Raw genomic sequence first — 12,312 nt, 5'->3', positions numbered from 1 at the left:
CTATACCCACAAAATTTTATCGAATTAAACAAGATGTAGTTCGTGGGGTGGATACCTTATTTATAGCATGTTCTGAAGATAAGGGCTTTTTTGAATATTCATAATGAAACAATCTTACGTTCGCGCTTTATTTAGGCACACCCTAATAGTTTGCATAAGTGAAATTAAAAATGAAACACCTTAACCTCTGAATCAGAATTGGTAAAGGCTAATTCTCAAAAATTGATTCATAGCTCTAATTAATCCAGGCAGATTTTACAACAGATTGTCCTTTTTGTCCATTTGTAACCCTTACTATATGCTTTAATTTTACAGAGATAAATTAGTCAAAATTGAATCTCAGGAAGATCAAAAATTATCAAGACGTAGATATTTTGGTTTGTTGAAATAACATTCAATTAGAATTTTGATATTAAAATTACTTAAAGTAACCAGTTATTCCTATTAATGTCCGAAGATATATTCAGTTTATTTGAAAGCTATATCAGTAGATATTGTTTATTTTCTGAAAAAGAGATTGCAACGATTAAGTCACTGGCGATATCAAAGCAAATTAAGAAAAGGCAATATTTATTACGTCAGGGTTGCGTATGTAGATATCACACTTTTGTATGCAGTGGTTGTCTCAGATCATACCGGATCGACAACAACGGCAATGAGCATATATTTGCTCTTTCACCAGTCAATCATTGGATGAATGATCGTTTAAGTCTAGTATCCGGAACACCGTCGAATGATTTTATTGATGCATTAGAAGATACCGTGATCATACAGTTTTCGGAAGATAGTTTTAAAAGTCTATTGAGAGAAATCCCTAATTTCAATATACTTAATACTAAAATTATTGCGGAAGAGTGTAGTAGCTCCCGTGACAGAATATATATGATGCTTAGTCACCAAGCAGAAGAAAGGTATCGACAATTTATCCGCTGTTTTCCGCAATTGCACAATCGAATTCCGATATATATAATTGCGTCCTATCTTGGAATAACAAGGGAGACATTAACCAGAATACGTACGAATATGGTCAGTCTATGACATTTATAATATTTGGTAATGAATATATTGGCAGCTAGGGGGTGAAGTTTGATCTAAAGCCCATACATTCCAGCAGCTTAAATATCATATGTGTACAAATCAAACTGCAGTTTCATTTGAATTCCCCCTTAATGATTTACGATACTGTTCCGGAGATACGGTAGTCCGTGCTTTAAAAAATCGGCTGAAATAAGATACATCATGGAATCCAAGTTCAATAGCAATTCCTTTGATTGGATTGTTATTTAAATATAATTCATGCTTAGCTTGGGTGATTATGCGATCTGAAATCATATCTCCTACTGTCTTACCTAAATACTGATTAGCCATTCGATTGAGTGTCTTGACAGTAAGGTTCAACAATTTTGCATAATCCGCAGGTCGATGCTTGTGATGGAAATGTTCTTCTACCGCATTAACCAATTCCCTAAAAGTATAATGCACCTCCGAGAGGGGTTCAGAGTGTATTATTCCTCTTTCCATTTTTATCCGCGAAGCGTAGATCATGAATATTTTCACCCAGGAGATCGCTATATCATAACGGCCTATTGAGTCATTGTTGAGTTCTAAGAGAAGATGATCAAGTGGATGCATTAATTTAGACATTTCCTCTTTGCTTACTTTTATTAAGGGGATTTCACCGATACTCTTGAATAGCACCTGCTTACTTGTTAATTCCATATCGTATTTATGGTTCCAAAAAAAATCCGGATGGAATTGTAATAATACACCATCAATTGGACCATCTGCTTCGATTTGAAATGGCTGATAGATCGGAAATCTGATTAAACAATTTTCAGAGAAATCATACTTTGCCATATCAAAGGTTAATTTACCACTTCCTTTTCTTATCAAGATTATTTTATAACAATTATAGCTTTTCAAACTTTTAAAATACTGGTCGTCTTTAAGCTGTATCAGCCTAAATGCTAACACATTTGTTTGAGGGTTCACCAATTCTATTTTCAATTGTTCACTCATCTTCCAATAACTTTATTAACTAGTATTTTTTTGACATTAAAATAAAAACCTAGAATCTATAAGACCTTATAGACACCCACTTAGAAACAATTTCCTTGTAACAAATCGATAACAACTATAAATATATTTTTGCAAAAGTGATAATCCGTTCTTGAACAATTTAAAGAAAGTTAGTGGAGCAAATCAGAAAGAACAAATATAACTTTAGTGATAGGTTCGAGTAGGTCAGAGTAGAAATATAACCGTAGCGTTAAGATCTAATTCTTTATCTGAGGATCTCTGACGATTTGTAGACTTCCCGATGAAAATCAACACTGAATTCATAAGATAATGGCGAAAAGTAAATAAAGTATATCCAATGATGGGAAACATACCTCAATCTTTCTCAATTATCCTATAACAAAGATAACATACCCTTTGATTGAAAACTCCATTTTAAATTCAATTCAAATATCTGCTTGGATATATTATTCTGTAAGATTATAATGAACTAGTGAGGCGTTCTGTTCTAAGACAGACCACATACATCTATACCATAAGGTATAAAATAAAGTACCATTGGGTGCTAGGTTGCCGAGTTCGTATTAACAACATTACCCATCATGCATAGCCATCAGCTCCTAAATGCAGTCACACCTTATATAAAAGAATTTAGAACACTAATGATTTTTCTACCGAGTCAAATTTGCGAAGCATAATTTTCAGTTGCTTGAAGGGACTCCGTGTCTGATGGAGGATAATTACCAGTTCCGGCAGGTACAGCTGCATTATCGGATAGAAGTGTGTCTATCGTGATTTCACCTTGTAACAATCTGGCAACTGGGCAATTTCTGGCTATCCAGAGCAACCTTTCCTTTTGCTCATTTGTCACTGGCTGGCCAAAGGAAAGGGTTCTGAAAATAAAAGTCTTGAATGGTTCTGTCTTTTGCAACATATTTACCGAGCAATGAATGTCTGTAATATTCCAACCTTTTCTGTTAATATACATACGTAATGTAGTCAACGTACAGCCCACCAATCCTGACAATATAGTTGTAAAGGGATCCGGGCCAATGTCTTTGCCCCCGTTGAAGGAGGGTTCGTCTAATACCAGCTGCCCAGCCCTCCAATTGACAATAACTTCCTGACGGTCTTTGGCCAAGTCTCCGGTGATATCTTTTGCAAAGAGGCGCACAGTTTCCTTTTTATGTATCATGATCTTCAGTTTTAGAACGGAATATTATATTATGATGTTATAAGTAAGTAATGAGTCCATCATTTCACAGCCTCGATTTAGGAAGCTAATATTTTATATTGTTGCTTATCATAGTTACATTTAAGAATATTTTACTTTTCTGCAACTCGTCGTAGTTCAGCAATATACTCATCAATAAAAAATCACACTGCTCGGCCTTCCTGATTTTTTATGGGAGGATGCGAATGATTGTCTTCCCCTTGCGCCGATCAGTCGAATTGAAAACAGAGATGGCATCATTGAGAGATACAGTAGTGCCGATGTTGGGACGAAGCCTTTGATCTCGGACCCGCTGGACGATCTCATTCAATTGTGCACGATCGGGTATGACGACGAAGTCGACTGTCAGACCACCAACGGGTCGAGCCTCAGTAGGACCGGTTATCGTCACCAAAGTCCCTCCGGGTTTGATCACGCCCGCAGACTGCATCAAGACATCTCCGCCGAGAACATCAAAAACAAGGTCGACCTTGCCTACTTCTTCCAAAGCCTCATTATCAAGGTCGATGAATTGCTGTGCACCGAAATCGAGCGCCGTCTGGCGATGGGTGGCGCGGCCCGTGCCTATGACGTAGGCACCTGCCTCACGGGCAAGTTGAGTCGCCATAGAGCCGACTACGCCCGCTGCACCATGGACGATGACGCTCTGTCCCGCACGAAGGCGGCCATGGTCGAATAGACCTTGCCATGCGGTCAGACCCGGCATCACAATGGCTGCCCCCACTGCAAAGTCTACATCACCCGGTAGTGGCGCGAGGTTACGTGCCTCAACGGCTACATATTCCGCCAACGTGCCATCACGAACCCAGTCTGTGAGGCCGAACACCCGTTGCCCTACCGATAGCCCGGTGGTTCCATAGCTGAGAGCCGTGACGACTCCGGCAAGCTCGTGGCCAGGGATCGAAGGCGTCCTGTCACGACCCAGGCGATCGACCCAGGTCGATGGCCATGAGAGTTCATCCGCGGTGAATCCCGATGCATGAACCTGAACTACAACATCACCATAGTTCGCGCCAGATAGATCCTCGAGCCCCTGTGGTTCGGGTCGATCCACCAATTTCATCCCAGCTGTTCCGGCAGTCTGATCTGTTACAATGATTGCTTTCATAATAATCTTTATTTAGTTATTTGTTATGGAAATATTGCCGTATGCTACTTTGCACACTGCCTGCGATGGTAAACGCCTCATCGACATCCAGGACATAGAGCGTTTCTTCCACCATCTTGTCCAAATTGGCTCGGAACCATATAACAGCGCGCACGGATCTTGGATCTTGGTTTTCTGCATGATTTTAATCTTTAAAATCCTACAAGTATTTGATTTAATGCAATACAAAGTTATATCCTAATTTGGTTACCTTTATGGTCCAATTCAAAAATATATAGGGATCCAGTTATGATTAAAAAAATTCTTGAAATTTCATTTAAAAAGGATGGCCAGCATACCTCGTTATATTTGCAATTAGAATCAAAAATCATTCAGTTGATATGCAGCGGAATCTTAAAACCAGGGCAGGCACTTCCATCTTCACGTGTACTAGCACAGAGCTTGAAAGTTAATCGCAAAACAGTAATAGCAACCTATGATGAACTGGGAGCACAGGGATGGGTGGAAGCCAAGGATAGAAGTGGCATTTATGTTTCCCGGCACCTCCCTGACTCGGTCACGCGCGCAGTTAGCCAAAATAACAAGGAACTCATACGAAGTCGGCAACCCGCGTATCCACTGGTAAGCAAGCAACATTCAATGGAACCAAGCACGACAGATGCAGAATTTAATATACCTGGAACACCCATACTGCAATTTAAAATCGACGATGGATTCCCTGATCCAAGAATAGCACCAATTGAACAGATCGTGAGAGAGTATAGGAGATTTGGGAAGAATCACTTAAGTAATCGACTTCTCATGTATGGACCGGAGCAAGGTTCCTATCGTCTAAGAGTGGAACTTGCAATTTTTCTAAATAGGACTAGAGGAATGCAGATTACTGAAAAAGAAATACTTATAACTAAAGGAACGCAGATGGCCATTTATTTGACCGCTCAATTAATTATCCGTCCCGGAGACATCGTATTTGTGCCAGAACCCGGTTACATGGATGCGAATCAAGCCTTTACGTTGGCAGGAGGTACGCTGGAATTCATCCCGGTAGACAACGAGGGAATGGACGTGGACATGATTGAATATTTATGCAAAAAAAAGGTGCCTAAGTTGATTTACATAATTCCACACCACCACAGGCCAACCACTGTAACACTGAGTGCAGAGCGTCGCATGCGACTTATGAACCTTGCCCGGAAATATAGATTTGCATTGCTTGAAGATGATTATGACTTTGATTATCACTTTACAAGTAATCCTCTTTTGCCTTTGGCAAGTCTGGATACGGGTGCTCATATTATTTATGTAGGTTCCTTTTGCAAAAGTATTGCACCAGGTATCCGGATCGGGTTCATGGTAGCACCAGAAGTGGTAATAATCAAAGCCGCTGCCCTTCGTAGATTAATTGACCGGCAAGGTGAACAGTTGCTGGAAGAATCGATCGCTGAACTTCTCAGCACAGGTGAAATATCAAGGCACTTAAAAAAGTCATACAAGATTTATCAAGGACGGTTGGAAAATACTTGCCGATTGCTTCGCGAACACCTGGGAGAATATTTAACGTTTGAGAACCCTAATGGTGGACTCGCCATCTGGGCACGTTACAGAAAGGGAATAAGCGCTAATGCTGTTGCCCTGAATGCAGAAAAGTTGGGATTAAAGATCAGTGATGGAAGCAATTATTTTTTTAAACCCAATACCTGTTTACTCCATGACTTTATTCGTATCGGATATTGCTCCTTGAATGAAACAGAAATGGCCAGGGCAATTGAAATTTGGAAAAAAGCCCTTACACCATTTGCCATAAAATAGTGTAAGAACCTTCAAGATAGACCCTGTGCCGAAGTACTATTGCTTGATTCCCCCAATACTATTTCAACAAGGGAATAAAAATTATTATTTATCAATTAACTGAAAGATTCTTCGCTTGCTGTAACGGCAACAACCAAGTATACAACCACAGCATTGATATAGTAATAAGCTGCATCGAGTCCTTTGAGATCAAAAAGAAATGGAACGAGCATGAATACCGTCGCAACCAAAAGGTCAAGCGTAAGATGACCACCAAATGGTATAATTTTAAAAGCGCCATAGCGATATCTGGTAGCCAAACTTACTATAATTACAGCAATGCCTGAACAAACGGACATCCATAAGGCTGAAGGACTTCCGTCACCTAGATTTAATATAAACGGTGCAACAATGAGTGCAAATGCAGCGAGGTAATCGACTATGCCATGATTAGCAGGAGAAAGAAATCTTAATTTCATAATATTTAAGTTGTGGTAACAAATAGGACGGTTAAAAAATAAATGCAAGCTTTTGTATATATAATTAGCTGCTAACTCTTTGTATACTATAAGGCTTTAAAAAACTGAATTTATTCGAAGGATAATTGTGACTTAGATACGTCAGACGGATTGACGCACAGCCGTACCTTGGTTATTGTCGATAATGTACCGCCAGAATCCATCCACCCCGCGGCGTGCGATATCGCACGCTGTGCCTTCGATGTGTATGTGCTCGCCACTAGGGCCTTTTCCATCAATGGACCAGTCAAGGACGATCTGAGCAGTATCACCGGCAACAAACACATGGCGCACATTAGTCGCCAGCGGTAGGCCAAGGCTCATATCACGCTGGATTATGGCAGCGAACTCGGTTCGATCAGTAATAGTTCGCCCATCGTTTGCAATAAACACTGCTTCCGGGGCATACAGGGCCATCTGGTTGCTGACATCCCAGGAATTGAACCTTTCAACAAGCGACGGGACAATGTGTTCGGGTTCAGTAGGAAGTGGAAAGGAATTCATTTGTTTACTATTAAGCGCTATATAAAGTTGTTTTTAATAATTTTTTTTCGATTTCTGCAACATTACATTGATAAATTTGAATTTGTGTAGCGACAAGTTTCGACTCATCCAGGTTTTTATAGATTTTTTATATTAAATCAAATGCGAACGGAGTATCCAGGCCACTTTTTCGTGGTATTCAGTTAGCCCCGTCAAATAATCACCAGTACCAGCGTCTTTTAACTTTTCTGCCAAGCGATTAATCTGCGTCCTGATATTGATAATAATGGCCTCGTGATCACTCAATAGTTCTTTCATAAAGCCATTGCTGTCATTTTTTCCTCTTATCTGTTCTGAGAGATGTGTTAATGCCAGAAATTGCTTAAGTGTTCCTGGAGCGTAATGCCCCAATGTCCTTATGCGCTCAGCCACAGTATCGATAATGTCAGCGATTTCTGTATATTGAGATTTAAAAAGTACATGAGTTGCATGGAAATTTGATCCTTCTAGATTCCAATGCGCATTACAGGTTTTGGTATATAGTACAAATTCATCTGCTAGGATGTGGGAAAGGACTTGACTGATTTCTGCCAGATGTTCCTGGCTTATTCCAATATTTGGCTTCATGCTTTAAATTTATGATTAAATAATTTCGGTAAAACTATGTTCCTGACGAGATATAAACAATGACATACATCACAATATGTGATTAATTTTTATTCAATATTCACACGCAGAATCGTCTTTTTCCATTTTTATGGCATGCAACATTTCCATAATTTTATCTAACTTCTCGGTTTCAATCCTATTTGGTCGTAGTTGTAGTCCCTCTATTTCTTCTTTCGCTTCAATGTTAGTTCGATAGTCACCATATGCTTGGACTCTGTCCCGTGCACTTTGACTGTTTTGTGCCATCATGATAATTGGGGCAGCGTAGGCCGCTTGGACTGAAAATAGTAAATTGAGAAGGATAAAAGGGTAGGGATCCCAATGCCAAAATAGGCTATTAAATTGATGGTGACCCATATCAGGATGGCCATCGTCTGAATAACAATAAAGCTCCATGAACCCATAACATTTGTTACTTTATCAGCTAGTCGGTCACCAGCGGTGCAACCGGCTTTGTGCTGTTCATGTCAGGTTTTATTAATTAATCGATATTATAATACGTTGAAAATATCTGATTGCCCAACGTAGATGTTTAAGTCTCTGGAGTCATTCCCTTTACAGGGAAAGTTCAAAATATTCTTATTTAAAATGATATATGTCACAAATAATGTGCTGGTAGTCTTAATAAGGTGTTATTATCTATATATAGCTCTACAATAAGCATTTATGTAACCGGTCGCAGGCTTAACTCCTCATCAGCACGTAGATCTCACAAATCGCCGTTAGTGAAACGTCATCATATAATTTATCTACCACAGCTATTCAGTTTAGTAAAATACTCTGTGTGACAAATGTCAATGTTAAAAAGATTCCAAGATATTAACTTGCACTCTTTGTGCTTTGCTTGAACTAGCAGATCAAGCAAGATTTAGTTTATCTTTTTAATTTTACTGATAGTATGATCTCAATCGATGCAGAAGAATGCAGGTTTATAACAAAAAGCAAAGATTTCTATTTTGACGTTGTCCAGAGTCTGACTGAGACGCCCAAAAGGTTGTCTTCAAAATACTTTTACGACAAAAATGGAGATAGCCTCTTTGAAGCAATTATGATGTCTCCAGATTATTATCTAACTAAATGTGAAATGGAGATTTTTACTTGTCAAACTAAGCAGATTATTGATCGTTTAGCTATACAAAATACAGATTTTGAATTAATTGAACTGGGACCTGGCAATTGCGCCAAGTCAATTCACTTGTTGCGTACCCTTAGTGCTGCAAATGTGTCTTTTAATTTTGTACCTATTGACATTTCTGAAAATGTAATTAATGAGTTACAATCATTTTTACTGGCTCAGATACCAGATTTGCGACTCAACGGCTTGATAGGTGATTACTTTGACACACTTGCCTCTCATTGCTTATTAACGCAAAAAAGAAAGGTCGTGTTGTGCTTAGGCGGTAATATCGGCAATATGACAGTAGCGGAAAGTAATCAATTCTGTAAAATATTACGTGGTTATTTACAACCAGGTGATCAATGTATCATAGGGTTTGATCTCGTCAAGAATCCTGCAGTTATCAAACTGGCATACGATGACAGTGAGGGACTTACCAGAGCATTCAATTTAAATCTCTTGGAAAGAATTAATCGGGAATTGGACGGAGATTTTAATATTGAACAGTTTGAACACTATTGTAACTATGACCCTTCGACCGGCGCGGCAAAAAGTTATCTAGTATGTTTAAGCGATATGGTTGTAAATCTACCTGGAGTTAGCATTCATTTTGAAAAAGATGAATGCATTTGGACAGAAGTATCACAGAAATATTCAAAAATTCAGATTCGCCAGATGGCATCCGATAATGGATTTATTCATTCCGGAGAATTTTTAGATACTAAGTCGTGGTTTATGGATGCATTATGGACAGCCGTTTAAAATTGAAAAGAATGGAAAAATTTGATGCAATTATTATAGGTTCAGGGCAAGCAGGAAATCCGTTAGCTAAAAAACTGTCTGGGGAAGGTATGCGTGTGGCGCTTGTTGAATCAGCCTTTATAGGTGGCACCTGTATAAATAATGGCTGTACACCCACAAAAACTTTGGTCGGTGTGGCTAAAATCATCGTTCAGGCGCATCGAGCAGAAAAATATGGCATCACAATAAGTAATGATGCACTAAATTATGAGACGATTAATCAATGGAAAGATAAAGTGGTCGCAGATTTCCGTAAGGGTTTGGAAAACTCATTGGCGCAAGATCCGAACATTACGCTTTTGCGTGGGGAAGGACGTTTTTCAGGATATAAAGAGATTCGAGTTCAATTAGAGGGATCTAGCCACAAATCTATTGCGGCAGAGTCGATATTTATAAACACGGGAGCAAGGCCTCGCATTCCTGAAATAGAAGGATTGCAGTCGGTAAATTTTCTCACCTCAAAAACCATTTTAGAGCTTGATTGTATTCCAAAACACCTGCTGATTGTCGGGGGAGGTTATATTGCGCTCGAATTTTCTCAGATTTTCCGCAGAATGGGCAGTCAGGTTACCATCATTGAGAAATCTCCAAGATTGTTGCCGAAGGAAGATAACGATGTGGGATTAATTGTTAGTCAGATTCTTGAGATGGAAGGTGTGCAAATTATAACTGATGCAACAGTCAGACAGGTGAGTACAGACAATAATGAGTCAATTAACATAAACGTTTTATCCAAACAGCAATCAATTACATTATCAGGCAGTCATCTTTTAATTGCTACCGGCAGAGCCCCCAACACGGAGGATTTGGATTTGCCGAAAACTGGCATTCAAGTTGACGATATGGGATATATTGCGGTCAACGGTCAGCTTGAAACAACAGAACCAGGTATTTATGCACTCGGTGATGTAAAGGGCGGACCCGCATTCACCCATGTATCTTATCACGACTTTATCGTCGTCGCTGACCACTTATTTGGAAAAAAGGCTTCCTCTACTCATAATCGATTGATTCCATACTGTCTTTTCATCGATCCTGAGCTTGGAAGAATTGGTCTCACAGAGAAAGACGCCAGTGAAAAGGGATTAGACTATTCAGTTGCAAAAATGAAAACTTCCTTTATAGCCAGAGCTTTTGAAACAGGTGAGACGACTGGGTTTATAAAGGCGATTGTTGATAATAAGACAAAAAGGATTTTAGGCGTTGCCGTAATATGTCCAGGTGCTGGCGAATTAATGTCATTATTGCAAATGGCGATGCTGGGTAATCTTACCTATGACCAATTACGCGACACTATATTCGCTCACCCGACGTATGCAGAATCCATAAATAATCTATTCAGTGCAAAAAATATACAACCAGGAATAAAATCATACCACTTATAGATAGATATAAAATGGTTCGTAAAAGAACAGAAGAAATCTGTTCAACACTGGAAATAGAAGACTATGTAGTCCAACCCCTTGCAGATGTTAGCCCTCCTAAGTGGCATCTGGGACATACCACATGGTTTTTTGAGACTTTTGTATTGTCGCCGAATCTTCCTGATTACATCCTGTTTAATGATTCATTTCCATACGTATTCAATAGCTATTATGAAAGCTTCGGTGCGCGTGTTATCCGGACCAACCGCGGAAATTTAAGCCGGCCGACAGTTCAGGAAATCTATCGGTATCGTCGGCATGTAGATGAAGCAATGGAGCACTTACTTAGCCAGCAAATAAGTGATGAATTGGATATGCTAACTATTTTGGGTCTAAATCATGAAGAGCAGCATCAGGAGTTGTTGGCAACTGACATCAAATATATCTTGGGTCATAATCCCCTTTTTCCAACATATAAAGAAATCTCAAATGCCATTATTCCAAATTCACCTTCAAATGAATTTGCTAGAATCAATGAAGGACTGTATTACATTGGAAATAATAGGGATAAAGGATTTTGTTTTGATAATGAATTAGAGCGTCATGCAGTCTTTCTTCCAGCTTTTAAAATTGCTAAAGAATTGATTACGAATGCGCAGTATCTTGAATTCATCGAGGACGGGGCATATCGTAACCACGAATATTGGCATGCTGAAGGCTTGGATTGGGTCAAAAATAATAATATTAATGCACCTCTTTACTGGTATTGGGTGGATAGGCAGTGGCGCAACTATAGTGCATCTGGGCTCCAACCATTGAAGTTAAACGACCCAGTAGCACATGTTAGCTTTTACGAGGCATCCGCTTTTGCCGCATGGAAGAAAATGCGGTTGCCAACAGAATTTGAGTGGGAAGCCGCAAACTCCCAGTTTGATTGGGGAAGCAGGTGGGAGTGGACAGGCAGCGCATATCTTCCCTATTCAGGATATTCCAGAGCGGCAGGCCCTATAGGCGAGTATAACGGTAAATTTATGGTCAACCAGATGGTACTCAGAGGAGCTTCTATTGTGACGCCGCCGGGGCATAGCAGGTCAAGCTATCGGAATTTCTTTCATCCACATTTGAGGTGGCAATACACGGGTATCAGACTGGCGCAGAATATCGATCCGGCGCTGTCTATTGAATAGTAGGAGGTCATCAAGAGAAAAGTA

The 12,312-nt window shown here is 39.6% G+C and carries 12 protein-coding genes; 5 read left to right on the top strand and 7 right to left on the bottom strand.

Features of this window, described 5'->3' with window-relative positions:
* Positions 1-447: 447 nt before the first annotated feature.
* A complete protein-coding gene (locus ACQR30_RS02250) occupies positions 448-1,038 on the top strand; it encodes a Crp/Fnr family transcriptional regulator (protein WP_429730660.1) in 591 nt (196 codons plus the stop codon).
* 99 nt (positions 1,039-1,137) lie between these two features.
* Here ACQR30_RS02250 and ACQR30_RS02245 read toward each other — a convergent pair whose 3' ends face one another.
* From ACQR30_RS02245 to ACQR30_RS02235, 3 genes are all read right to left on the bottom strand, one after another.
* Positions 1,138-2,019 carry a helix-turn-helix domain-containing protein gene (locus ACQR30_RS02245; RefSeq protein WP_429730657.1) on the bottom strand — a complete coding sequence of 294 codons (882 nt, stop codon included), beginning with the start codon at positions 2,017-2,019 and terminating at the stop codon, positions 1,138-1,140.
* Positions 2,020-2,698: 679 nt separating this feature from the next.
* A complete protein-coding gene (locus ACQR30_RS02240) occupies positions 2,699-3,214 on the bottom strand; it encodes an OsmC family protein (RefSeq protein ID WP_429730654.1) in 516 nt (171 codons plus the stop codon).
* Between the two features lie 208 nt (positions 3,215-3,422).
* Complete coding sequence (locus ACQR30_RS02235) at positions 3,423-4,361, bottom strand: NADP-dependent oxidoreductase (protein WP_429730651.1); 939 nt, start codon at positions 4,359-4,361, stop codon at positions 3,423-3,425.
* A gap of 288 nt (positions 4,362-4,649) precedes the next feature.
* Here ACQR30_RS02235 and ACQR30_RS02230 point away from each other — a divergent pair, with 288 nt between their 5' ends.
* Positions 4,650-6,170 (top strand): PLP-dependent aminotransferase family protein, encoded by a 1,521-nt coding sequence (locus tag ACQR30_RS02230; protein WP_429730648.1) that lies wholly within the window; start codon positions 4,650-4,652, stop codon positions 6,168-6,170.
* 95 nt (positions 6,171-6,265) lie between these two features.
* Here ACQR30_RS02230 and ACQR30_RS02225 read toward each other — a convergent pair whose 3' ends face one another.
* The 4 genes from ACQR30_RS02225 to ACQR30_RS02210 form a co-directional block, all read right to left on the bottom strand.
* Positions 6,266-6,628, bottom strand: coding sequence for an SPW repeat domain-containing protein (locus ACQR30_RS02225; RefSeq protein WP_429730645.1), 363 nt, complete (start codon positions 6,626-6,628; stop codon positions 6,266-6,268).
* 141 nt (positions 6,629-6,769) lie between these two features.
* On the bottom strand, positions 6,770-7,171 hold the full coding sequence (locus ACQR30_RS02220; protein WP_429730642.1) for a YybH family protein: 402 nt from the start codon (positions 7,169-7,171) through the stop codon (positions 6,770-6,772).
* A gap of 132 nt (positions 7,172-7,303) precedes the next feature.
* The gene (locus ACQR30_RS02215) at positions 7,304-7,777 is read right to left on the bottom strand and encodes a Dps family protein (protein WP_429730640.1); all 474 of its coding nucleotides are present in this window, start codon (positions 7,775-7,777) and stop codon (positions 7,304-7,306) included.
* A gap of 93 nt (positions 7,778-7,870) precedes the next feature.
* A complete protein-coding gene (locus ACQR30_RS02210) occupies positions 7,871-8,215 on the bottom strand; it encodes a DUF1003 domain-containing protein (RefSeq protein WP_429730637.1) in 345 nt (114 codons plus the stop codon).
* 502 nt (positions 8,216-8,717) lie between these two features.
* Between ACQR30_RS02210 and ACQR30_RS02205 the strand changes: the two genes are divergently transcribed.
* Genes ACQR30_RS02205 through egtB form a run of 3 tightly spaced genes read left to right on the top strand, consistent with a single transcriptional unit; the run spans position 8,718 to position 12,288 of the window.
* Positions 8,718-9,698, top strand: coding sequence for an L-histidine N(alpha)-methyltransferase (locus tag ACQR30_RS02205; protein ID WP_429730634.1), 981 nt, complete (start codon positions 8,718-8,720; stop codon positions 9,696-9,698).
* A gap of 11 nt (positions 9,699-9,709) precedes the next feature.
* On the top strand, positions 9,710-11,122 hold the full coding sequence (gene lpdA / locus ACQR30_RS02200) for a dihydrolipoyl dehydrogenase (protein WP_429730631.1): 1,413 nt from the start codon (positions 9,710-9,712) through the stop codon (positions 11,120-11,122).
* A gap of 11 nt (positions 11,123-11,133) precedes the next feature.
* Positions 11,134-12,288 (top strand): ergothioneine biosynthesis protein EgtB, encoded by a 1,155-nt coding sequence (egtB, locus tag ACQR30_RS02195; RefSeq protein WP_429730629.1) that lies wholly within the window; start codon positions 11,134-11,136, stop codon positions 12,286-12,288.
* Positions 12,289-12,312 lie beyond the last annotated feature (24 nt).

This window comes from Arachidicoccus sp. (assembly GCF_050436765.1).
In the GTDB taxonomy this organism is placed as follows: Bacteria; Bacteroidota; Bacteroidia; order Chitinophagales; family Chitinophagaceae; genus Arachidicoccus.
This window is presented reverse-complemented; position numbering and strand designations above follow the sequence as displayed.

Bases quoted from the DNA above. Each gene is read 5' to 3' on its own strand.
- ACQR30_RS02250 (WP_429730660.1), top strand. From the start codon at position 448: ATGTCCGAAGATATATTCAGTTTATTTGAAAGCTATATCAGTAGATAT.
- ACQR30_RS02245 (WP_429730657.1), bottom strand. From the start codon at position 2,019: ATGAGTGAACAATTGAAAATAGAATTGGTGAACCCTCAAACAAATGTG.
- ACQR30_RS02240 (WP_429730654.1), bottom strand. From the start codon at position 3,214: ATGATACATAAAAAGGAAACTGTGCGCCTCTTTGCAAAAGATATCACC.
- ACQR30_RS02235 (WP_429730651.1), bottom strand. From the start codon at position 4,361: ATGAAAGCAATCATTGTAACAGATCAGACTGCCGGAACAGCTGGGATG.
- ACQR30_RS02230 (WP_429730648.1), top strand. From the start codon at position 4,650: ATGATTAAAAAAATTCTTGAAATTTCATTTAAAAAGGATGGCCAGCAT.
- ACQR30_RS02225 (WP_429730645.1), bottom strand. From the start codon at position 6,628: ATGAAATTAAGATTTCTTTCTCCTGCTAATCATGGCATAGTCGATTAC.
- ACQR30_RS02220 (WP_429730642.1), bottom strand. From the start codon at position 7,171: ATGAATTCCTTTCCACTTCCTACTGAACCCGAACACATTGTCCCGTCG.
- ACQR30_RS02215 (WP_429730640.1), bottom strand. From the start codon at position 7,777: ATGAAGCCAAATATTGGAATAAGCCAGGAACATCTGGCAGAAATCAGT.
- ACQR30_RS02210 (WP_429730637.1), bottom strand. From the start codon at position 8,215: ATGGAGCTTTATTGTTATTCAGACGATGGCCATCCTGATATGGGTCAC.
- ACQR30_RS02205 (WP_429730634.1), top strand. From the start codon at position 8,718: ATGATCTCAATCGATGCAGAAGAATGCAGGTTTATAACAAAAAGCAAA.
- lpdA (WP_429730631.1), top strand. From the start codon at position 9,710: ATGGAAAAATTTGATGCAATTATTATAGGTTCAGGGCAAGCAGGAAAT.
- egtB (WP_429730629.1), top strand. From the start codon at position 11,134: ATGGTTCGTAAAAGAACAGAAGAAATCTGTTCAACACTGGAAATAGAA.